A 21,906-nucleotide genomic window follows, 5' to 3' on the forward strand; every position below is an offset into this window, starting at 1 on the left:
TATATCAATTATGTGAAGAGCATTTAAGACAAATAAACGCTTGCAAGCAGGTTTCCACAACTGATGGGTAAGTGTAGGAGCGCAAAGAGATTGCGCACAAAAGGAGTAACATTATTATGACTAAATTAAAAGCAATAATCAGACAAGGCAAACAAACACGTTCAAGCTTAAACAAAGTACGTAACGAAGGCAAGATTCCAGCAGTAGTTTATGGATTCGGTGCTAAAAATACTTCAGTTAAAGTAGAAGAGGTAGAATTCATTAAAGTAATTCGTGAAGTTGGTCGTAACGGTGTTATTGAACTTGAAGTAGGTTCAAATACAATTAAAGTTATGGTATCAGATTACCAAATCAACCCAATCAAAAACAAAATTACGCATATCGACTTCTTAGCAATCAACATGAAAGCAGAATTAACAGTTGATGTAGTTGTAAACCTAGTTGGTGAAGCTATTGGTACTAAAGAAGGTGGCGTAGTTCAACAACCTTTATTCCAATTATCAGTTACTGCAACGCCTGACGATATTCCTGAAAACATCGAAGTTGACGTTACAGAATTAAATATTGGTGATTCAATCATGGTTGGTGAGTTAAAAGCAGATAAAGCTTACACAATCAACAATGAAGATGATGAAGCAATTGTTTCTATCGTACCTCCGACAGTTGAAGAGCCTGCTGAAGAAGGCGAAGAAGCAGCTGAAGGTGAAGCGGCAGATGGTACTGAAGCTGGTGAAGAAGCAGCTGAAGCTACTGAAGAAAAAGCTGAATAATAATTCAATTCCAAGAGGCATACATTTGTATGTCTCTTTTTTTATATTATAATAGGGATAATGATGATTCGGAGGAAATAATAATGAAATGTATTGTAGGTTTAGGTAATATCGGTAAGAAATATGAAAATACAAGACATAACATCGGCTTTATGGTCGTTGATGAACTAATAAAAAAGCATAACATTGAACTAGATAAACAGAAATTTAAAGGTAACTACACTGTTGCGACAATTAACGGTGAGAAAGTATTATTCATTGAACCGATGACCTATATGAATTTATCGGGTGAGGCGGTGCGCCCATTAATGGATTATTATAAAGTCGAAGTAGAAGATTTAGTTGTCATATATGATGATTTAGATATGCCACAAGGTCGTATTCGCATCCGTCAGAAAGGTTCAGCGGGTGGACAGAACGGAATGCGCTCAATTATACAACATTTGGGGACACAAGAATTTAAACGTATTCGTGTAGGTATCGGACGTCCAGAAGGGCGTAAGCCGGTCGTTGATTATGTGTTACAAAAGTTTAGTGATGACGAGATGATAACAATGCATAAGGTGATTGATCATACAATCGAAGCTCTTGAAACATTTATTGGTGGAGAGAAGTTCGAGAATGTTATGAATCAATATAATGGTGATGTATGAGACAAATTATAGATCAATTATTGAATAACGATGAGCGATTTAATGAACTAAATGGTAGTTTAGGTAAAGAAAACATTTTAGTGACAGGTTTAAATCCGAGTGCGAAAGCTGTTATCTTAGCTGAGAGTTACTTAAAACATAAAAAGCAAATGATTGTTGTCACGAGTAACTTGTTCCAAGCTGAAAAGCTAGAAAATGATTTAGCACAGTTAATTGATGAAGATGAGTTGTTTAAATTTCCTGTACAAGATATTATGATTGAAGAGTTCTCAACGAAAAGTCCGGACTTAATGCGAGAACGTATACGTACGTTAACCCACTTGGCGAATGGCCAAGATGGGCTATTTCTTGTACCGATTAACGGGTTACAAAAGTTAATCAGCCGTAAAGAAGTATTTACCGATTATTATCGAGAAGTAAAGTTGGGTGAAGATATTGATTTAATCAAGTTGCAACAAGATTTAGTCGATATGGGTTACCAAAAGAGTGAGCGTGTAACAACACTCGGTCAATTTTCGGTACGTGGTGGATTGATAGATATCTATCCAATGATTGGCGAACCTGTACGTATTGAATTATTTGATACAGAAGTAGATGCCATTCGTTATTTTGATGTGGATAGCCAACGTTCATTAAATAATATAGAAGAAGTAGAAATTTCTACTGCGAGTGAATTTATTTTTACAAGTGAAGATATTAGTTTTCTTGAAGGGAATTTAGCTGCTGCTTTTGAGACAACACGTGAAAAAATTGCTACAAACGTTCGTGATGATTTACGCGATACGTATCAAACATTCAAAGTTAATATGGGTGAGTTATTAAATCATAATATTTTGCGACGTGTTGTAAAGTTTGCCTATCGAGAAGAAACAACAATCGTTGATTACTTTAATAAAGATGCGATTGTTATCGTTGACGAGATTAATCGAGTAAATGAAGCAATTGAATCGAGTGTTCGTGAAACAAGTGAATTTCAACAATCATTGATCGAATCAGGACGTGGTTTTGTAGGGCAATCGTTTATTAAAGAGGATAGTTTTGAATCTTTAATGAATCATTTTAAGATTGCCTATGTAACGTTGTTTACAGCATCAATGCCAGTAAAAATTAATAATATCTTTAAATTTTCATGCAAGCCACTACAACAGTTTTATGGTCAATATGATTTGATGTTATCGGAGTTTGATCGCTTTAGAAAGCATGACTTTAATGTTGTTGTACTTGCAAGTAATGGTACGCGAAAAGATAAGATTAAATCGATGCTAACAGATATGAAGTTACCTGTGACATTTGATGTACGTGAGAGTAAAGGCGGCGTAAATACAATTGTAGAAGGAGACTTATCGGAAGGTTTCGAGTTGCCGTTTATGAAACTCGTTGTTGTAACAGAACGTGAGTTATTTAAATTACGCAAAGAAAAGCCGAAACGTACGAAAAAGTTATCGAATGCTGAGAAAATTAAATCATATCAAGAACTAAATGTAGGAGACTATATTGTTCATATTCACCACGGTGTTGGACGTTATATGGGCGTTGAAACACTGTTAGTGAATAAGTTGCACAAAGATTATATAAAGATTCAGTATAAAGGAACAGATCAACTGTTTGTGCCAGTAGATCAAATGAATTATGTACAAAAATTCGTCGGATCTGAAGACAAAGAACCTAAGTTGAATAAGCTTGGCGGCACAGAATGGAAGAAGACGAAAGCACGTGTACAACAAAGTGTTGAAGATATCGCCGAAGAGTTATTAAAGTTGTATCAAGAACGAGAGCGTGTTGAAGGATATCAATTCGGACCTGACACTGAAGCGCAAGAAACATTTGAAATGGATTTCCCTTATGAACCAACAGCTGACCAAGTCCAAAGTTTAATTGAAATTAAGCAAGACATGGAAAAACGTAAACCAATGGACCGCTTGCTTTGTGGAGATGTCGGTTATGGTAAAACTGAAGTTGCTGTACGTGCAGCATTCAAAGCAGTACATGACGGAAAACAAGTCGCATTCTTAGTACCGACAACGATACTCGCGCAACAACATTACGAGACACTTATTGAACGTATGCAAGATTATCCGGTTGAAATTCAAATGATGAGTCGTTTTAGATCAAAGAAAGAAGTCGATGAAACGAAAAAAGGATTAAAGTCAGGGTTTGTTGATATCGTTGTTGGGACACATAAATTACTGAGTAAAGATATTGTATATAAAGATTTAGGTTTATTAATTGTCGATGAAGAACAGCGTTTTGGTGTAACCCACAAAGAGAAAATTAAAGCACTAAAAACAAATGTTGATGTATTAACTCTTACTGCGACACCGATTCCAAGAACATTACACATGAGCTTACTTGGCGTACGTGACTTATCGGTGATTGAAACACCGCCAGAAAACAGATTTCCCGTACAGACTTATGTATTAGAGTACCAACACAACTTTATTAAAGAAGCAATGGAGCGTGAATTGTCGCGTAATGGTCAAGTATTCTATTTATACAACCGCGTGGCAAGTATTTATCAGAAAGCAGAACAATTAGAAATGATGATGCCGGATGCACGTATTGCAGTAGCGCATGGTCAACTCGGTGAACGAGAACTAGAAGAGACGATGCTTGGATTTATTAATGGTGAGTACGACATTTTAGTGACGACGACAATTATTGAAACGGGTGTAGATGTACCGAATGCAAATACACTAATTATTGAAGGCGCTGATCGTTTCGGATTAAGTCAGTTATATCAATTACGTGGACGTGTTGGACGTAGTAACCGTATTAGTTATGCGTACTTCTTACATGCTCCAAACAAAGTCTTAACTGAAGTAGCAGAGCAACGTCTGCAAGCGATAAAAGAATTTACTGAACTCGGTTCAGGATTTAAGATTGCGATGCGTGATTTAAATATTCGAGGTGCTGGGAATTTACTCGGTCGTCAGCAACACGGCTTTATAGATTCAGTAGGATATGACTTATATTCTGAAATGCTACAACAGGCAGTGAATGAAAAGCGTGGGATTATACAAGAGGAAGATGTCCCACAACTTGAAATTGATATTGAAGTCGATGCATATATTCCTGCAGATTATATTCGCGAAGAACAAGCAAAGATTGAATTCTATAAAAAGTTACGTAGTGTGACAACCGAAACAGAATTGATGGATATTCAAGATGAAATGACCGACCGATATGGTGAATATCCGGAAGCGGTTAATCAACTTATGAAGATTGTTGAAATTCGAGTAAATGCTTTAGCATTTGGTATCGTGAATGTCAGAGATACAGGTAAGACAATTGTATTAGAATCAAGTATTGCGACGACGAACAAGATTAATGGTGAACGTTTATTTAAAGCGACTGAAGACTTCGGTCGTGACTTGAAGATAGAATATAAAGATAATAAAATGACATTTACGCTAAAGAAAAGTGCCAACTGGTTGAGTAATTTAGTGCAACTTTCGCGTCAAATTCAAGAGGGAATCGAGATTGATGGAGAATAAAAGTCCTGCGTTTAATAGTGTGATTGTGCTGACAATTACGATGCTGATTGTAAAAATATTAAGTGCCATTTACAGAGTGCCGTATCAAAATATATTAGGTGATACGGGTCTTTATGCCTATCAACAAGTGTATCCGATTATTGCAATCGTTTCAGTGTTATCCTTGAATGCCATTCCATCAGTAATCAGTCAGTCGCACTATGAAAATGCTTTTTTAAAGCAATTGTATAAAAATATTACTTGGATAAGTATAGTTGTTTTGCTATTAGTGTTAATTTTCAGTGATATTGTCGCAGGGTTGATGGGTGATCCATTGCTCAGTACGATGTTGCGCGTATCGAGTCTTGTACTATTACCTTTCCCAACAGTTGCCATGATTCGAGGGAAGTTACAACTCAATCATGCAATGAAACAGATTGCTTATTCACAAGTTATAGATCAAGTTTTGCGTGTTGCGATCATATTAATTTCAATCGGTTTGTTTGTTTGGTTAGATTTATCGGTATATCAAAGCGGTGCGATTAGTATATTTGGTTCATTTGCAGGATTACTTGGTGCATGTTTGTATTTAGTTTGGAGCAATAAGCGTAATCCATTACATTACCGAGGAAATAATGCAGGGTCGTATCGTAATTTTATAACTTTAATTTTGTTTTATAGTTTGAGTTATTTAATTATGATTTTATGGCAGCTTGTCGATAGTTTTACAGTCATTAATCAACTTAAAAATATTATGTCGTTAGATGAAGCGCGAGAACTTAAAGGGATTTATGATCGTGGGGGTTCATTAATTCAAATGGGACTTATCGTAACGACATCGTTCTCACTCGTGCTGATTCCGTTACTATCAGAATGTAAGCATAAAGGAAATTTGTCGCAAATGAATAGTTATGCGAATAGTGCATTAAAAATTACAGTCGTATTTAGTAGTGCAGCTGCGATTGGTTTGATGAATTTAATCCAGCCTTTCAATATGTTTTTGTTTAAATCAATTACAGGTTATGAAGCATTATTTATTTATATGATGGCTATTATATTCGTATCACTTATCATAATGTACACGGCAATGCTTCAAATCTTTGAAGATTATAAAGTGCAACTTTGGGGTGTTGGACTCGGTTTAACGGTAAAGATTGTTTTAAATCTAGTACTCATTCAAATGATGGATATTAAAGGTGCCGCTGTGGCATCCGTAGTTGGCCTTTTAGTGTATGCGCTTGTTTTACATACAGGCATCGTGCGTAGATACGATATCGCGTTTTCATCATTTTTAATGAAATGGATTATGACACTTGTTGTGATGAGCGTGTTAGTGCAATGTGTCATGTTCGTTGATTTTAATTCACGCATAAGTGCACTTGTTGTAGCATCGATAGGGGTAATTGTAGGAGGAATTGTGGTTGTTTATGCTATGATTAAGTGGAGAATCATTACCCGTGACGAATGGCAACACTTACCTTTGGGTAGTGTGATGAATAAATTAATGAAAGAGTGATTGGATGAATAAAATTACAGTAGTCGGTTTAGGGAACTACGGTTTAGATGAATTGCCCTTTGGAATATATCGCTTCTTAAATAAAGCGGATAAAGTATATGTCAGAACGTTAAGTCATCCAGTTGTTGAAGATTTAGAAGAAATAGAATGGATTAGCTTTGATGAAGTATATGAAGCAAACGATAGCTTCAGTAATGTGTATGAAGAGATTGTCAGTCGTTTGAAAAAATTATCAGAGACAGAAGACATTATTTATGCTGTCCCTGGTCATCCGATGGTAGCGGAATCAACGACAGAATTATTGCTGGCAGATAAAGATTTAGAAGTGGAAATCTTGGGCGGCAAAAGCTTTATTGATGACTTGTTTCAAGCCGTTCAGTTTGATCCGAACAATGGCTTCCAAATGCTTGATGGGACATTGCTAAACAAAGCGTCAATTAATCCACGTAACGGCTTAATTATTACGCAAGTGTATGATCAATTAATCGCGAGTGATGTGAAAGTATCGCTATTAGATATTTATCCTGCAGAACACAAAGTAGCAATTGTTACTGGTGCGCGTGGAGAAAATGCAGATGTCAGTTGGCACGCGTTACACGAAATGGATCATGACTTTGCATTATCAAATTTGACGTCGTTATTCGTTCCGCCATTAAGTGAAGATAATCTCTCTGGTGAATTTGAATATTTCACAGAAGTGATGGATACCTTAGTCGGTGAAAACGGTTGTCCATGGGATAAAGCGCAAACGCATCAAAGTTTGAAGCGTTATTTAATAGAAGAATCATATGAATTATTTGAGGCAATTGATAACGATGATATTGACCATATGATTGAAGAATTAGGTGACATTTTATTGCAAGTGGTGTTTCATGCAGCCATTGCGAAGAAAGATTATCTATTTGATACGCGTGAAGTGGTGAAGAGTATAACAGATAAGATGATTCGTCGTCATCCGCATGTGTTTGGAGATGAATCTATTTCAACCGTTGAAGAACTGCATACAGTATGGAATGATGCGAAAGCAAAAGAAGGCAAAGCAGAAAGAACAGTAAAGCAAGAGAAAATTTTTGCAGATATTTGCTTAAAGATATATGATTTGAATAAATCTCAAAGTATGCCTTTAGAAGATGCTTTGAAAGAAATAGTAGGTGAAATGAATGAGACTCGATAAATATTTAAAGGTGTCACGCTTAATTAAACGTCGAACATTAGCAAAAGAAGTAAGTGATCAAGGAAGAATTAAGATTAATGGCAATGTCGCAAAAGCATCAAGTACTGTGGCAGTAGAAGATGAGTTAGAAATCAGACTAGGACAACGAATTATTACAGTGGTTGTAACGGACTTAAAAGAACATGCAACAAAAGACAACGCTAAAGGTATGTTTGAAGTAAAAAAAGAAGAAAAAATCGAACAGCTTTTTGATTAGAGGTGTATCGCATGGCTAAAAAAATACGTACAATTGAAAATGAGTACACGAAGGAGCAAGCCAAAAAACACCGCGTTAATATTAAAAGCAGTAATATTGTAAGGAAGCGTATGGCGGTATTTGGCGGTATTTTACTGGCTATTCTTTTATTTTTAACAGTGTTACTCTTATTTCAAATGAATACGAATAGAGAACTTAAACAAGAACAAGCGAGTCAAGCTGTAGAATTAGAGAAATTAAAAGATAAAGAAATCGCATTAAAAGAGCGGTTGAAACAATTGAATAGTAAAGAATACATCGAAAAAATTGCGCGCAGTGAATATTTCTTAAGCAATGATGGGGAAGTTATTTTTAAGATTCCTGAAAAAGATAAAAAGAAAGACTTAACAGAATAAGTCAGAGTTCGCAGATAATTAGATTTATCAAGTTGTAAAATGAGGGAATCAAGCATATAATGATATATTATGAAGAATTATATCGGGAGGATTTATTAAGCTTATGGCAATTGAAGTTGGAAACAAATTAAAAGGTAAAGTTACAGGCATTAAAAATTTCGGTGCATTCGTTGAGTTACCTGAAGGCAAGAGTGGATTAGTTCACATTAGTGAAGTAGCAGATAGTTATGTTGAAAACATTGCTGAACACTTAAAAGTTGGCGACGAAGTAGAAGTTAAAGTATTAACGATTGGCGATGACGGTAAAATTAGTCTTTCTATTAAGAAAGCAAAAGAGCGTCCAAGAAAGCCAGCACCACCAAAAGTCGAGAAAAAACCAGAAGACTTTGAAAAGAAATTATCTAATTTCTTAAAAGACAGTGAAGATCGACTAACTTCAATTAAACGTCAAACAGAGTCACGTCGTGGCGGTAGAGGATCTAAACGTTAATAACGTGTGTCATATAAATCAAGAGCTAGGGGTAATCCCTATGCTCTTCTTTTGTTAAGGAGGTTATGAGGTTGAATATACTTTGGAATAGAACGGACACCATCGCTATTGCTGTATCTGGTGGTATTGATAGCATGGTGTTGTTAGATAAAGTGAGGCGAACTGGGTGTTACAATAAACTTTATGTCTTGCACGTAAACCATCAATTGCGAGATGCTTCTGTAGAAGAATTGACGATGATTACTAATTACTGTAATGAACATAATATTGAATTGGTTGTACATACTATTCCTAAAGGTTATTTTGACCTCACCAAAAGTATTCAAAATGAAGCACGTGTCGTGAGGTATCAATTTTTTGAAACAGTGATACATGAACGCGGCATCAATTATTTACTTACAGCGCATCATCTAGACGACCAAACAGAAACAATTTTGTTTCGACTTTTAACAAATCGCTATCATTACCAACCGATAGATATATTATCAGTGGATTATAGAGATAGTTATAAAATAGTGCGACCACTTTTAGATGAAAGTAAAAGTGACTTAATAGACTACGCTAAAGTACATAATGTACCATTTATGACAGATGAATCGAATTTGGAGAATAAATATTTACGCAATTTTATTCGCAATAATGTATTTACTGTGTTAGAACAGTCTTCATTGAATAAATACAACTTATTACACTTAGCAGATTATATGCGTGATGCGGACGCACTTGTGATGGAACGTGTGTCAATATTTAATACAGCTATTGAATCAAATGTAGTATCGCGTGTCGCGCTTACACGTGAAAATCGACTAGTTGCCGAGCGAGTTATTGTATTACTTATACAAAAGTATGCGCATGTTTATTCGGTGAGCCATAAATTGATTGAAGAAATAATACGTGTGTCACAAAGTGATGCTACGCATGCATCATTTGAAGTAACTCCAGGTTGGCATATTCAAATTGCTTATGATAAATTGATAGTACGAAATAAAAATGAAAAGATTGATGAGTATATAGAAGTAACTTTACCCGGGAAATATTATTTTAATGACTATGTTATAGATGTAAAGTATGTTTTTGAACCCATCACGATACGCACTAGAAAAGATGGTGATGTCATAGAAATAAATGGCGGTCATCAAAAAATTTCTCGTATAATGAAGGATTTTAAAGTACCAATCTATGAACGATCGAAAATACCACTCGTTTGTGTTGGAAAGCAAGTCATTGCCGTTGGAAATTATAAATATAATCATCATCCATTCAATAAAGATATTATTATTACAAAGGAGAATTAAACAATGCATAACGATATTGAGAGTATTGTATTAACGAAAGAACAAATTGAAGCTTCATGTGAGCGTTTAGGGCAAGAAATTACTAAAGACTATGAAGGTAAGTTACCTTTATGTATCGGTATTTTAAAAGGGTCAATTTTATTTATGGCAGACTTGATCAAACATATTGATACGCATTTAGAAATTGAATTCATGGATGTATCTTCATATCATGGTGGGACTGAATCAACTGGAGAAGTTAAAATCTTAAAGGATTTAGACGTATCAGTAGAAGGACGTGATATCATTATTATCGAAGATATCTTAGAAACGGGTACTACGTTAAATGCGATAGTGGATTTATTAAAATATCGTAAAGCGAAATCAATTGAAATTGTTACATTATTAGATAAACCGATGCGTCGTAAGGTCGATATTGAAGCAAAATATGTGGGTGAAAAGATTCCGGATGATTTTGTTGTCGGGTATGGATTAGATTACCAAGAAAAATATCGTAACTTACCGTACATTGGTTTATTAAAAGAAGAAGTTTATACTAAATAGTGAATTATCGTACTCAAATAAAATAAAATTTGTGAAAAATGTTTGAGTTCAATTAGTAGATTGAATATCATTTAGTGTGTTAAAATTTTTGTTAGCTTTACAAATAGGTAGGAGGACAACGTGAATGCAAAAAGCCTTTCGTAGTATATTGATGGTTACACTAATAGGTATCGTCTTATTCGGTGTGTTTTCAATGATAAATGGCACAGGTTCGATGCCAAAACAGATGACATACACGAAACTCATGTCACAGTTGGAAAAAGGTAAGATTGAAGAAATGACTATCCAACCTGGACAAGATGTATATTTAGTCAAGGGGAAATTAAAAGGTGCTGAGCCAAATGAAACATTTACTTCAGTACTGATGTATAACAACCAAAATGATTTAGAGAAAATTACTAAAATTGCCGAAGAGCAAGAAGGTGATTTGAAGTTTGATATAAAGCCAGCTGATAAAGAAAATGTATTTTTAGGTATGCTAAGTACGTTAATTCCATTATTATTGTTAGCATTTGTCTTTATTTTCTTCCTATCTCAGTCACAAGGCGGTGGCGGTGGCGGCCGTGTTATGAACTTTGGTAAATCTAAAGCAAAACTTTATGATGATAAAAAGAAAAAAGTTCGATTTAATGATGTAGCCGGAGCGGATGAAGAAAAAGCCGAGTTAATTGAAATTGTAGATTTCTTAAAAGATAATCGTAAATTTATTAAAATGGGTGCGCGTATACCTAAAGGAGTTCTTTTAGTAGGACCTCCAGGTACAGGTAAAACGTTAATTGCACGTGCCGTTGCAGGAGAAGCGGGTGTACCGTTCTTCTCAATCAGTGGTTCTGACTTCGTAGAAATGTTCGTCGGCGTCGGTGCCAGTCGTGTACGTGATTTATTCGAGAACGCCAAGAAAAATGCACCTTGTATCATTTTTATCGATGAAATTGATGCAGTTGGACGTCAACGTGGTGCTGGTGTTGGTGGTGGTCACGATGAGCGTGAGCAAACGCTAAACCAATTACTTGTTGAGATGGATGGATTCGGAGAAAACGAAGGTATTATTATGATTGCAGCAACAAATAGACCGGATATTTTAGATCCAGCGTTACTTCGTCCGGGTCGATTTGACCGTCAAATTCAAGTAGGGGCACCTGATGTTAAAGGTCGTGAGGCTGTACTTAAAGTGCATTCTCGTAACAAGCCACTTGATGAAACAGTTGATTTAAAAGCATTAAGTCAACGTACACCTGGTTTCAGTGGTGCGGATTTAGAGAATTTATTAAACGAAGCAGCCTTAGTAGCTGCACGTCAAGGTAAGACAAAGATTGATATGCGTGATATTGATGAGGCGACAGATCGTGTTATTGCAGGTCCGGCGAAGAAATCACGTGTTATTTCTGATAAAGAAAGAAATATCGTTGCATGGCACGAAGCAGGGCACACAATTATCGGTTGTGTGTTAGATGAAGCAGAAATGGTACATAAAGTTACAATTGTGCCACGTGGACAAGCTGGTGGTTATGCAATGATGTTACCGAAACAAGATCGTTACTTCATGACAAAACCTGAATTATTAGATAAGATTGTTGGATTATTAGGTGGACGTGTGGCTGAAGAAATAACTTTCGGTGAAGTTTCGACTGGCGCTCACAACGACTTCCAGCGTGCAACAGGTATCGCACGTAAGATGGTCACTGAATATGGTATGAGTGATAAACTTGGGCCTCTACAATTTGGTCACACCCAAGGTGAGGTATTCTTAGGACGTGACATGGGTCACGAACCAAATTATTCAGATCAAATCGCATATGAAATTGATTTAGAAGTTCAACGAATTATTAAAGAGAGCTATGCAAGATGTAAAGAAATTCTTCTTAAACATCAAGACAAGCTTGATTTAATTGCAAAGACATTATTAACTGAGGAAACTTTAGTAGCAAATCAAATCAACAGTTTATTCGTTGATGGTACATTACCAGAAGTGAGTTATGATGATTCACATTTATACCACATGAAAGAAAAAGAAGTGGTTGCAGATAACGCAGATGATTCACGTGTTACAGTTAAAGATGTAGATGATGAAGATTCAAATGATGCAGGTTCTTCTTATGAAGAAGTGAAGGAACAATTAGAAAATCCTGATGCACCAGTTGAAGATTCAAAGCCTGAAGCAGCACCAAATGTGGATAAATTAGATAAAGATAAGTTTTAATATAATAAGGTTGATGAGGAACTATCCGAATCTGCCGTTAATAATGAGGTTGGAATGAAGCGTTGCTTCTTTTCCGCCTCTTTTTAAAAGGAGAAAAATAATGTCAAAAGATTACTTAGTGAGAGCATTAGCATTTAATGACGAAGTGCGTGCGTTTAGTGTACGTACAACGAATTTAGTAGAAACAGCACGTGAAAAGCATGACACATGGCGCGTAGGTACTGCAGCTCTTGGTCGTACATTAACAGTTGGTACAATGATGGGTGCAATGCTTAAAAATGAGGAAAAATTAACAATCACTATTAATGGTGGAGGTCCTTTGGGGCAAATCGTAGTTGATGCGAATGCCAAAGGGAAGGTCCGTGGCTACGTTCAAAATCCACATGTACAAGTTGAGTCAATTCGTCCAGGAAAAATGGATGTTGGTGAAGCCGTTGGACGTAATGGTTATATAAATGTTGTTAAAGATATTGGAATGCGTGATTACTTTACGGGATCAACGGAAATTCATAACGGTGAAATCGCAGAAGACTTCGCATATTATTTTGCTACAAGCGAACAAGTACCAGCAGCTGTTGGCTTAGGCGTATTATGTACACCTGAGGAGAAAACACAAGCGGCAGGAGGTTTTATTATTCAATTGCTTCCATTTGCAAGTGAAGAAACGATTTCTTTTTTAGAAAAACGTATTAACGACATGGAGCCGATTTCTAATTTAATTAATAAAGGTTTGTCACCGGAACAAATTTTAGAAGAGATTTTAGGAGAAGATAATATTCGTATTATTGATTCGATGCCTATTGAATTTAAATGTAACTGTGGAAAAGAGAAGTTCTTAACTGCAATTAAAGGATTAGGTGAAGCTGAAGTAGAATCGATGATTAAAGAAGATGGTGGCGCAGAAGTAGAGTGTCACTTCTGTCGTGAGAAATATAACTTTACGCCTGATGAATTGCGTGACATTATCGCCTAAACTAATTATTTTTATTTGAGAGCTAAGTTTGTTATACTTATCCCGATAAAAAGAGTAAGAATAATTTTACAATTCGGAGGAAAATGATATGTCAATAAGAGTAGAACGCGTTACAGATTTAATAGGGAACACACCATTAGTGAAGTTAAACAATATAGTACCAAAAGGTGCTGCGGATGTTTACGTTAAATTAGAATATCAAAACCCAGGTAGTTCAGTAAAAGACAGAATCGCATTAGCGATGATTGAAACAGCAGAAAAAGAAGGAATCATAAAACCAGGAGACAATATTGTAGAACCGACTTCGGGTAACACAGGTATCGGTTTAGCAATGGTTGCAGCTGCAAAGGGATATAAAGCAACTTTAGTTATGCCAGATACGATGAGTCAAGAACGTCGAACTTTATTAAAAGCGTACGGAGCATCATTAGTATTAACGCCAGGTGCTGAAGGTATGAAAGGTGCGATTGAGAAAGCAAACCAATTAAAAGATGAGCATGGTTACTTTATGCCGCAACAATTCGAGAATATGTCTAATCCTGAAGTGCATAAACTAACGACTGGACCAGAAATCATAAAAGCAATGGAAGGTTTATCAATTGATGCATTCATTTCAGGAGTTGGTACAGGCGGTACATTATCTGGAGCAGGTGCTGTATTAAAAGAACATAATTCTAACATCGAAATTATTGCTGTGGAACCGACAGATTCTTCTGTATTAAGTGGTGGACAACCAGGTCCACATAAAATACAAGGTATTGGTGCAGGTTTCGTGCCTAAAACTTTGAATACAGATATTTATACAAGTATTGCGCAGATTACTAATGATGAAGCAATGGAAACGAGTCGCTTAGTAGCATGTGAAGAAGGTATTCTAGCAGGTATTTCATCTGGTGCAGCTATAAAAGCAGCAATTGATAAAGCTGTTGAATTAGGTAGTGGTAAAAATATAGTGGCAATTTTACCAAGTAATGGTGAGCGTTACTTATCTACACCATTATTTGCAAACTTACAAGACTAAATTTAAGGATTAAGGACCGGGACTTCAAGTCCTGGTCTTATTTTTATTACTGTAATTTTGTTATAATGAATCGAATATACTGTGGAGGTAAAATCGATGAAACAAACTTTAATAATGGGAATTTTAAATGTGACGCCAGATTCATTTTCTGATGGTGGAAAATACGATACACTTGATAATGCAGTTGCACGTGTACATGAAATGATTGCACAAGGTGCACATATTATTGACATTGGTGGATATTCAACACGTCCAGGATACAGTGAAATTTCAATAGAAGAAGAAATGGAGCGTATTGTGCCAGTTCTGCAGGCAATTAAAGATGTAGATGCACGTATTTCTGTAGATACGTTTAGAAGTGAAGTCGCAGAGGCGGCACTAGCGAATGGAGCACACATTATTAATGATCAATGGGCAGGTAAGTATGATTCGAATATTTTTAATGTCGTTAAAAAATATAATGCTGAAATAATATTAATGCATAATGCTAATGCTGAAATTCAAGGTGATGTAATGGAACACATGGTAACGGATTTATGTACGCAAGCAGAATGTGCTAAAGCTGTAGGTATACCGCATGACAGTATTTGGATTGACCCAGGAATCGGTTTTGTAAAGTCGCGAACGCAAGAAGTTGAAGTTATGCAACGCTTAGAAGAATTAGTTGTGCTAAATTATAAAGTGCTACTTGCGACGAGTCGTAAACGTATGGTGAAAGAGTTGTTAGGTGGAGAAACTTTACCAGAAGAACGTGATGAGGGGACACTTGCAACAACAGCAATTGGAATAAATGCAGGTGTCGATGGAGTTCGCGTACACAATGTATTAATGAATGCCCGTTTTGCAAAAGTTATGGACCAATTAAAAGGAGAAGCCAATGGATAAAATATTTTTAAATGGAATGCAATTTTATGCGTACCATGGTGTATTTGAAGCGGAAAATCAAATTGGACAAATATTTGTAGTAGATATAGAGTTGGATGTTGATTTAAAGCAAGCCGGAGAAACGGACGAGCTCGAGCATACTGTGAATTACGGTTCAGTTTATGATGACATTAAGGCTGAAATGGCAATACAATCAAAATTATTAGAACATGTAGCTGAACGTATTGCAAAAATACTCTTCAGTCACTATAATCAGATAATGGCCTTAAAAGTCAAGATTACAAAAATGAATCCACCAATACCGGGTGTATACGATGGTGTGGGTATTATGATTCATAGAACGAGGTAGTTATGACGATTGTTTATATTAGTTTTGGCAGTAACTTGGGCGATAGGGCACAACAAATACATGATGCTTTGATTTTATTGAACCATATTCCGAATACTGTAGTAACAAAAGTGTCGATGCTATATGAAACAGCCCCTGTTGGTGGTGTAGCACAGGATGATTTTTTAAATGGTGCAGCAGAAATCGCAACAAATTTAGAGCCGCTTGCATTACTCGATGCAATACAAGCGATAGAATTGAAGTTAAACCGTGTGCGTAAAATTCATTGGGGACCGCGAACGATAGATTTAGATATCATTTTATTCGGTGATGAAGTGATTGATAGCGAACGATTAAAAGTCCCGCATCCCTATATGCATGAACGTAGTTTTGTATTGATTCCGTTGAATGAAATTGCACCAGATGCAATGCATCCAGTGCTGAATCAAAAGGTAAGTGAAATTGTAACTTTGGACCCGGACGTAAGAATTTATAAGTGAGGGTAAAGATATGTGGAAAATTGGAGATATTGAGATAAATAATAAAGTCGTACTGGCACCAATGGCTGGTGTGTGTAATGCGGCATTTAGATTAACAGTAAAAGAATTTGGTGCAGGTTTAGTGTGTGCTGAAATGGTTAGTGACAAAGCGATTCTTTTCAACAATGAAAAGACAATGAAGATGCTTTATATCGATGAGAACGAAAGACCGTTATCGTTACAAATTTTTGGCGGTGAGAAAGAAACTCTAGTTGAAGCAGCTAAATATGTTGATCAAAACACAACAGCTGACATCATTGATATCAATATGGGGTGCCCCGTTTCAAAAATCATTAAATGTGAAGCGGGTGCGAGATGGTTGCTTGATCCCCCTAAAATTTATGAAATGGTATCAGCAGTCGTAGAGGCAGTAAATAAACCAGTTACTGTGAAGATGCGTATCGGTTGGGATGATGAACATATTTATGCAGTAGAAAATGCAAAAATGATTGAAAAAGCAGGGGCATCTGCCATCGCAGTTCATGGTAGAACACGTGTCCAAATGTATGAAGGACATGCAGATTGGGATGTAATACGCCAAGTAAAAGAAGCGGTTAATATTCCTGTAATTGGTAACGGCGACGTGACAAGTCCTGAACTTGCGAAGAAGATGCTTGATGAAACAGGTGTTGATGCAGTGATGATTGGTCGAGAAGCTTTAGGAAATCCATGGATGATATATCGCACTGTACATTATTTAGAAACAGGTGAGTTAATGCCGGAACCACATATTTCTGAAAAAATGAAAGTCGCAACACTACATTTAGATCGCTTAATTGAACTTAAGGGTGAAAAAGTGGCTGTTATGGAAATGCGTAAACATGCTTCTTGGTACTTAAAAGGGATACGTGGAAACGGTAAAGCACGTAAGTTAATTAATGTAGCTGAGACACGCGATGAATTAGTTGATATACTTAAATCATTCGAGGAATATATTATTGAAGCTGAGAAAAAAGAAGAACTTAAAATTGTAGAAGGAGTGTAATCAAATGACAGAAGAATTAAACGACCAAATGTTGGTACGTCGTCAAAAAATGCAAGACTTATTAGACCAAGGAATCGATCCATTTGGCCAAAAATTCGAAAGAACTGCAACATCAGCATCTTTAAAAGGCGAATGGGATGAATTTTCTAAAGAAGAATTACATGACAAAGAAGAAGAGTCACACGTATCTTTTGCTGGTCGTATAATGACGAAGCGTGGAAAAGGTAAGGCAGGATTTGCTCATGTTAAAGATTTAGACGGACAAATTCAAATTTATGTACGTAAAGATGCAGTTGGCGACGAACAGTTTGAATTATGGAACAATGCAGATTTAGGTGATATCGTTGGTATTGAAGGTGTGATGTTCAAAACAAACACTGGAGAATTATCTGTTAAAGCTAAGTCGTTTACAATGTTATCTAAGGCACTTCGTCCATTACCGGATAAATTCCACGGACTACAAGACGTTGAACAACGTTATCGTCAACGTTATTTAGATTTAATTACAAGCGAAGAATCAACACAAGTATTCATAACACGCAGTAAAATCATTCAAGAAATGCGTAGTTACTTAAATGCAAAAGGTTTCTTAGAAGTGGAAACACCAATGATGCATACAATCGCTGGAGGTGCTGCTGCGCGTCCATTCGTAACGCATCACAACGCGTTAGACATGGAATTATATATGCGTATCGCAATTGAGTTACATTTAAAACGTCTAATTGTTGGTGGATTAGAAAAAGTTTATGAAATCGGTCGTGTATTCCGTAATGAAGGTATATCTACGCGTCACAACCCTGAGTTCACAATGATTGAATTATACGAAGCATATGCTGACTATAATGATATTATGGATTTAACTGAAGAAATGGTAGCACATATCGCAGAAAAAGTAACTGGCTCTACAACTGTAGATTATGCTGGAGAATCAATTGAGTTAGCTCCGAAGTGGAGAAGATGGCATATGGTGGATGCTGTTAAAGAATATACTGGTGTTAATTTCTATGAAGTGAAATCAGACGAAGAAGCTCATAGTCTTGCAAAAGAACATGGTGTTGAAGTAAAACCGAATATGAAATATGGTCATGTATTAAACGAATTCTTTGAGCAAAAAGTAGAAGAAAATTTAGTGCAACCTACATTTATATATGGGCATCCAGTGGAAGTATCACCGCTTGCAAAACAAAATCCAGAGGATCCGCGTTTCACTGATCGTTTTGAGTTATTTATTGTACGTCGTGAGCATGCTAATGCATTCACTGAGTTAAATGATCCAATCGATCAAAAACAACGATTCTTAGCACAAATGGAAGAAAAGGCTGCAGGTAACGATGAAGCACATGAAATGGATGAAGATTATATCGAAGCATTAGAATATGGTATGCCACCAACTGGCGGATTAGGTATCGGTATCGACCGTTTAGTGATGTTACTGACAAACAGTGCATCTATCCGAGATGTACTATTATTCCCATATATGAGACATAAATAAGCAAAACTTAAAATATAAAACGCTCAAAAACGCTGTTATTTCAGTGTTTTTGAGCGTTTCTTTTATGTGTTAAATTATCAGAATTGACTTACTTCTAGAAAAATGAAAAAAAGTTGAGGAAAAACGTTGACTTTAGTCAACGGATTGCGTATTATTAAAAAGTCGCTTATGACAAGTGACGCGTATTAAGAAAGTTAATCAATTGTAAAGTTCATGAACACAGTGTAAAATTTACTATTGAAATAATCTTCGAAGCTGTTATACTTATATAAGTATTGAAAATTTGTCTGGTGACGATGGCAGAGAGGTCACACCTGTTCCCATACCGAACACAGAAGTTAAGCTCTCTAGCGCCGATGGTAGTTGGTCTTACGATCTGCGAGAGTAGGACGTTGCCGGGCAATATATACCCAGGAGGATTAGCTCAGCTGGGAGAGCATCTGCCTTACAAGCAGAGGGTCGGCGGTTCGAGCCCGTCATCCTCCACCATTTTATATTATGCCGGAATAGCTCAACTGGTAGAGCAACTGACTTGTAATCAGTAGGTTGAGGGTTCAAGTCCTTTTTCCGGCACCATTTCCAGAGCCATTAGCTCAGTTGGTAGAGCATTTGACTTTTAATCAAAGGGTCAGAGGTTCGAATCCTCTATGGCTCACCATTATTTTAATAGTAAAACTTAATAATGCGAAAGTAGTTCAGTGGTAGAATACAACCTTGCCAAGGTTGGGGTCGCGGGTTCGAATCCCGTCTTTCGCTCCATTAAGAAAATTAAATGCCGGGGTGGCGGAACTGGCAGACGCACAGGACTTAAAATCCTGCGGTAAGTGATTACCGTACCGGTTCGATTCCGGTCCTCGGCACCATTTAATTTTATTTTTTTGCGCCCGTAGCTCAATTGGATAGAGCGTTTGACTACGGATCAAAAGGTTAGGGGTTCGACTCCTCTCGGGCGCGTTTTTTAAATAAACGGGAAGTAGCTCAGCTTGGTAGAGCACTTGGTTTGGGACCAAGGGGTCGCAGGTTCGAATCCTGTCTTCCCGACTTACTTAATAATTTGGGGGCTTAGCTCAGCTGGGAGAGCGCCTGCTTTGCACGCAGGAGGTCAGCGGTTCAATCCCGCTAGTCTCCACCATTAAAAATTATTTAAAAATGAACATTGAAAACTGAATGACAATATGTCAACGTTAATTCCAATAATTTGAGTGGACTTAGTTCACTCCCAAGAGTGATTGCCTCAAGCAATCAAAAGAGCATTATCAAACAAACTATTATGGAGAGTTTGATCCTGGCTCAGGATGAACGCTGGCGGCGTGCCTAATACATGCAAGTCGAGCGAATTGACAGAGATGCTTGCATCTCTCGATTTTAGCGGCGGACGGGTGAGTAACACGTGGGTAACCTACCTATAAGACTGGGATAACTTCGGGAAACCGGAGCTAATACCGGATAATATTTAGCTTCGCATGAAGCAAAAGTGAAAGACGGTTTTGCTGTCACTTATAGATGGACCCGCGGTGTATTAGCTAGTTGGTGAGGTAACGGCTCACCAAGGCAACGATACATAGCCGACCTGAGAGGGTGATCGGCCACACTGGGACTGAGACACGGCCCAGACTCCTACGGGAGGCAGCAGTAGGGAATCTTCCGCAATGGACGAAAGTCTGACGGAGCAACGCCGCGTGAGTGAAGAAGGTTTTCGGATCGTAAAACTCTGTTGTAAGGGAAGAACAAGTACGTTAGTAACTGAACGTACCTTGACGGTACCTTACCAGAAAGCCACGGCTAACTACGTGCCAGCAGCCGCGGTAATACGTAGGTGGCAAGCGTTATCCGGAATTATTGGGCGTAAAGCGCGCGTAGGCGGTCTCTTAAGTCTGATGTGAAAGCCCCCGGCTCAACCGGGGAGGGTCATTGGAAACTGGGAGACTTGAGTACAGAAGAGGAGAGTGGAATTCCATGTGTAGCGGTGAAATGCGCAGAGATATGGAGGAACACCAGTGGCGAAGGCGGCTCTCTGGTCTGTAACTGACGCTGAGGTGCGAAAGCGTGGGGATCAAACAGGATTAGATACCCTGGTAGTCCACGCCGTAAACGATGAGTGCTAAGTGTTGGGGGGTTTCCGCCCCTCAGTGCTGCAGCTAACGCATTAAGCACTCCGCCTGGGGAGTACGGTCGCAAGACTGAAACTCAAAGGAATTGACGGGGACCCGCACAAGCGGTGGAGCATGTGGTTTAATTCGAAGCAACGCGAAGAACCTTACCAAATCTTGACATCCTTTGACAACTCTAGAGATAGAGCTTTCCCCTTCGGGGGACAAAGTGACAGGTGGTGCATGGTTGTCGTCAGCTCGTGTCGTGAGATGTTGGGTTAAGTCCCGCAACGAGCGCAACCCTTATCTTTAGTTGCCATCATTAAGTTGGGCACTCTAGAGAGACTGCCGGTGATAAACCGGAGGAAGGTGGGGATGACGTCAAATCATCATGCCCCTTATGATTTGGGCTACACACGTGCTACAATGGATGGTACAAAGGGCAGCAAAACCGCGAGGTCAAGCAAATCCCATAAAACCATTCTCAGTTCGGATTGTAGTCTGCAACTCGACTACATGAAGCTGGAATCGCTAGTAATCGTAGATCAGCATGCTACGGTGAATACGTTCCCGGGTCTTGTACACACCGCCCGTCACACCACGAGAGTTTGTAACACCCGAAGCCGGTGGAGTAACCTTTTAGGAGCTAGCCGTCGAAGGTGGGACAGATGATTGGGGTGAAGTCGTAACAAGGTAGCCGTATCGGAAGGTGCGGCTGGATCACCTCCTTTCTAAGGATAATTACGGAAATCAAATCTTTAAGATTTGATAGGGATTAACATTGACATATTGTATTCAGTTTTGAATGTTTATTAGAACAATGGCAAT

The 21,906-nt window shown here is 37.6% G+C and carries 18 protein-coding genes, 8 tRNA genes and 2 rRNA genes; all 28 read left to right on the plus strand.

Translation table 11 applies throughout. The annotated features are described in order from the left end of the window. Positions 1-116 precede the first annotated feature (116 nt). On the plus strand, positions 117-770 hold the full coding sequence (locus ACMGE9_RS06965) for a 50S ribosomal protein L25/general stress protein Ctc (RefSeq protein ID WP_414042102.1): 654 nt from the start codon (positions 117-119) through the stop codon (positions 768-770). An 83-nt stretch (positions 771-853) separates the two neighbouring features. Further along, on the plus strand, positions 854-1,423 hold the full coding sequence (gene pth, locus ACMGE9_RS06970) for an aminoacyl-tRNA hydrolase (RefSeq protein ID WP_414042103.1): 570 nt from the start codon (positions 854-856) through the stop codon (positions 1,421-1,423). Continuing rightward, complete coding sequence (gene mfd, locus ACMGE9_RS06975) at positions 1,420-4,917, plus strand: transcription-repair coupling factor (protein WP_414042104.1); 3,498 nt, start codon at positions 1,420-1,422, stop codon at positions 4,915-4,917. Before pth ends, mfd begins: the two co-directional genes overlap by 4 nt. Continuing rightward, complete coding sequence (locus ACMGE9_RS06980; protein WP_414044465.1) at positions 4,907-6,412, plus strand: polysaccharide biosynthesis protein; 1,506 nt, start codon at positions 4,907-4,909, stop codon at positions 6,410-6,412. Before mfd ends, ACMGE9_RS06980 begins: the two co-directional genes overlap by 11 nt. Positions 6,413-6,416: 4 nt before the next feature. Continuing rightward, positions 6,417-7,586 (plus strand): MazG family protein, encoded by a 1,170-nt coding sequence (locus ACMGE9_RS06985; protein WP_414042105.1) that lies wholly within the window; start codon positions 6,417-6,419, stop codon positions 7,584-7,586. Further along, positions 7,573-7,842: an RNA-binding S4 domain-containing protein gene (locus tag ACMGE9_RS06990; RefSeq protein ID WP_414042106.1), complete on the plus strand. Its 270-nt coding sequence runs from the start codon at positions 7,573-7,575 to the stop codon at positions 7,840-7,842. The genes ACMGE9_RS06985 and ACMGE9_RS06990 overlap by 14 nt, the downstream gene beginning before the upstream one ends. Positions 7,843-7,853: 11 nt before the next feature. Beyond that, entirely contained in the window at positions 7,854-8,237 is a 384-nt protein-coding gene (locus tag ACMGE9_RS06995) for an FtsB family cell division protein (RefSeq protein WP_414042107.1), read from the plus strand. 103 nt (positions 8,238-8,340) lie between these two features. Continuing rightward, positions 8,341-8,727, plus strand: a complete 387-nt coding sequence (locus tag ACMGE9_RS07000; protein WP_099577289.1) for a S1 domain-containing RNA-binding protein — start codon at positions 8,341-8,343, stop codon at positions 8,725-8,727. A gap of 71 nt (positions 8,728-8,798) precedes the next feature. Further along, a complete protein-coding gene (gene tilS / locus ACMGE9_RS07005) occupies positions 8,799-10,022 on the plus strand; it encodes a tRNA lysidine(34) synthetase TilS (RefSeq protein WP_414042108.1) in 1,224 nt (407 codons plus the stop codon). 3 nt (positions 10,023-10,025) lie between these two features. Further along, complete coding sequence (hpt, locus tag ACMGE9_RS07010; RefSeq protein WP_414042109.1) at positions 10,026-10,565, plus strand: hypoxanthine phosphoribosyltransferase; 540 nt, start codon at positions 10,026-10,028, stop codon at positions 10,563-10,565. 124 nt (positions 10,566-10,689) lie between these two features. Next, positions 10,690-12,765, plus strand: a complete 2,076-nt coding sequence (gene ftsH, locus ACMGE9_RS07015) for an ATP-dependent zinc metalloprotease FtsH (RefSeq protein ID WP_414042110.1) — start codon at positions 10,690-10,692, stop codon at positions 12,763-12,765. A 100-nt stretch (positions 12,766-12,865) separates the two neighbouring features. Beyond that, positions 12,866-13,738 carry an Hsp33 family molecular chaperone HslO gene (gene hslO / locus ACMGE9_RS07020; RefSeq protein ID WP_414042111.1) on the plus strand — a complete coding sequence of 291 codons (873 nt, stop codon included), beginning with the start codon at positions 12,866-12,868 and terminating at the stop codon, positions 13,736-13,738. Positions 13,739-13,826: 88 nt separating this feature from the next. Continuing rightward, on the plus strand, positions 13,827-14,759 hold the full coding sequence (cysK, locus tag ACMGE9_RS07025; RefSeq protein WP_414042112.1) for a cysteine synthase A: 933 nt from the start codon (positions 13,827-13,829) through the stop codon (positions 14,757-14,759). Between the two features lie 96 nt (positions 14,760-14,855). Beyond that, positions 14,856-15,644, plus strand: coding sequence for a dihydropteroate synthase (gene folP, locus ACMGE9_RS07030; protein WP_414042113.1), 789 nt, complete (start codon positions 14,856-14,858; stop codon positions 15,642-15,644). After that, positions 15,637-15,993 carry a dihydroneopterin aldolase gene (gene folB / locus ACMGE9_RS07035; RefSeq protein ID WP_414042114.1) on the plus strand — a complete coding sequence of 119 codons (357 nt, stop codon included), beginning with the start codon at positions 15,637-15,639 and terminating at the stop codon, positions 15,991-15,993. Before folP ends, folB begins: the two co-directional genes overlap by 8 nt. A 2-nt stretch (positions 15,994-15,995) precedes the next feature. After that, positions 15,996-16,472 carry a 2-amino-4-hydroxy-6-hydroxymethyldihydropteridine diphosphokinase gene (folK, locus tag ACMGE9_RS07040; protein WP_414042115.1) on the plus strand — a complete coding sequence of 159 codons (477 nt, stop codon included), beginning with the start codon at positions 15,996-15,998 and terminating at the stop codon, positions 16,470-16,472. A gap of 10 nt (positions 16,473-16,482) precedes the next feature. Beyond that, positions 16,483-17,496 carry a tRNA dihydrouridine synthase DusB gene (dusB, locus tag ACMGE9_RS07045; RefSeq protein ID WP_414042116.1) on the plus strand — a complete coding sequence of 338 codons (1,014 nt, stop codon included), beginning with the start codon at positions 16,483-16,485 and terminating at the stop codon, positions 17,494-17,496. A 4-nt stretch (positions 17,497-17,500) separates the two neighbouring features. Beyond that, entirely contained in the window at positions 17,501-18,988 is a 1,488-nt protein-coding gene (lysS, locus tag ACMGE9_RS07050; protein WP_414042117.1) for a lysine--tRNA ligase, read from the plus strand. A 286-nt stretch (positions 18,989-19,274) separates the two neighbouring features. Continuing rightward, positions 19,275-19,389, plus strand: a 5S ribosomal RNA gene (rrf, locus tag ACMGE9_RS07055). A gap of 12 nt (positions 19,390-19,401) precedes the next feature. Continuing rightward, positions 19,402-19,477 (plus strand) — tRNA-Val (locus tag ACMGE9_RS07060). An 11-nt stretch (positions 19,478-19,488) separates the two neighbouring features. Continuing rightward, positions 19,489-19,564: transfer RNA gene (locus ACMGE9_RS07065), tRNA-Thr, on the plus strand. Between the two features lie 6 nt (positions 19,565-19,570). Then, positions 19,571-19,646 (plus strand) — tRNA-Lys (locus tag ACMGE9_RS07070). A 26-nt stretch (positions 19,647-19,672) separates the two neighbouring features. Beyond that, positions 19,673-19,747: transfer RNA gene (locus tag ACMGE9_RS07075), tRNA-Gly, on the plus strand. Between the two features lie 15 nt (positions 19,748-19,762). Further along, positions 19,763-19,851 (plus strand) — tRNA-Leu (locus ACMGE9_RS07080). A 17-nt stretch (positions 19,852-19,868) separates the two neighbouring features. Beyond that, positions 19,869-19,942, plus strand: a tRNA-Arg gene (locus tag ACMGE9_RS07085). Positions 19,943-19,955: 13 nt separating this feature from the next. Further along, positions 19,956-20,029: transfer RNA gene (locus tag ACMGE9_RS07090), tRNA-Pro, on the plus strand. A gap of 15 nt (positions 20,030-20,044) precedes the next feature. Next, a tRNA-Ala gene (locus ACMGE9_RS07095) sits at positions 20,045-20,120 on the plus strand. A gap of 135 nt (positions 20,121-20,255) precedes the next feature. After that, a 16S ribosomal RNA gene (locus tag ACMGE9_RS07100) occupies positions 20,256-21,809 on the plus strand. Positions 21,810-21,906: the final 97 nt, after the last annotated feature.

Origin of the sequence: Macrococcus animalis (assembly GCF_047425875.1) — a bacterium.
In the GTDB taxonomy this organism is placed as follows: domain Bacteria; phylum Bacillota; class Bacilli; order Staphylococcales; family Staphylococcaceae; genus Macrococcoides; species Macrococcoides animalis.

Bases quoted from the DNA above. Each gene is read 5' to 3' on its own strand.
- ACMGE9_RS06965 (WP_414042102.1), top strand. From the start codon at position 117: ATGACTAAATTAAAAGCAATAATCAGACAAGGCAAACAAACACGTTCA.
- pth (WP_414042103.1), top strand. From the start codon at position 854: ATGAAATGTATTGTAGGTTTAGGTAATATCGGTAAGAAATATGAAAAT.
- mfd (WP_414042104.1), top strand. From the start codon at position 1,420: ATGAGACAAATTATAGATCAATTATTGAATAACGATGAGCGATTTAAT.
- ACMGE9_RS06980 (WP_414044465.1), top strand. From the start codon at position 4,907: ATGGAGAATAAAAGTCCTGCGTTTAATAGTGTGATTGTGCTGACAATT.
- ACMGE9_RS06985 (WP_414042105.1), top strand. From the start codon at position 6,417: ATGAATAAAATTACAGTAGTCGGTTTAGGGAACTACGGTTTAGATGAA.
- ACMGE9_RS06990 (WP_414042106.1), top strand. From the start codon at position 7,573: ATGAGACTCGATAAATATTTAAAGGTGTCACGCTTAATTAAACGTCGA.
- ACMGE9_RS06995 (WP_414042107.1), top strand. From the start codon at position 7,854: ATGGCTAAAAAAATACGTACAATTGAAAATGAGTACACGAAGGAGCAA.
- ACMGE9_RS07000 (WP_099577289.1), top strand. From the start codon at position 8,341: ATGGCAATTGAAGTTGGAAACAAATTAAAAGGTAAAGTTACAGGCATT.
- hpt (WP_414042109.1), top strand. From the start codon at position 10,026: ATGCATAACGATATTGAGAGTATTGTATTAACGAAAGAACAAATTGAA.
- ftsH (WP_414042110.1), top strand. From the start codon at position 10,690: ATGCAAAAAGCCTTTCGTAGTATATTGATGGTTACACTAATAGGTATC.
- hslO (WP_414042111.1), top strand. From the start codon at position 12,866: ATGTCAAAAGATTACTTAGTGAGAGCATTAGCATTTAATGACGAAGTG.
- cysK (WP_414042112.1), top strand. From the start codon at position 13,827: ATGTCAATAAGAGTAGAACGCGTTACAGATTTAATAGGGAACACACCA.
- folP (WP_414042113.1), top strand. From the start codon at position 14,856: ATGAAACAAACTTTAATAATGGGAATTTTAAATGTGACGCCAGATTCA.
- folB (WP_414042114.1), top strand. From the start codon at position 15,637: ATGGATAAAATATTTTTAAATGGAATGCAATTTTATGCGTACCATGGT.
- folK (WP_414042115.1), top strand. From the start codon at position 15,996: ATGACGATTGTTTATATTAGTTTTGGCAGTAACTTGGGCGATAGGGCA.
- dusB (WP_414042116.1), top strand. From the start codon at position 16,483: ATGTGGAAAATTGGAGATATTGAGATAAATAATAAAGTCGTACTGGCA.
- lysS (WP_414042117.1), top strand. From the start codon at position 17,501: ATGACAGAAGAATTAAACGACCAAATGTTGGTACGTCGTCAAAAAATG.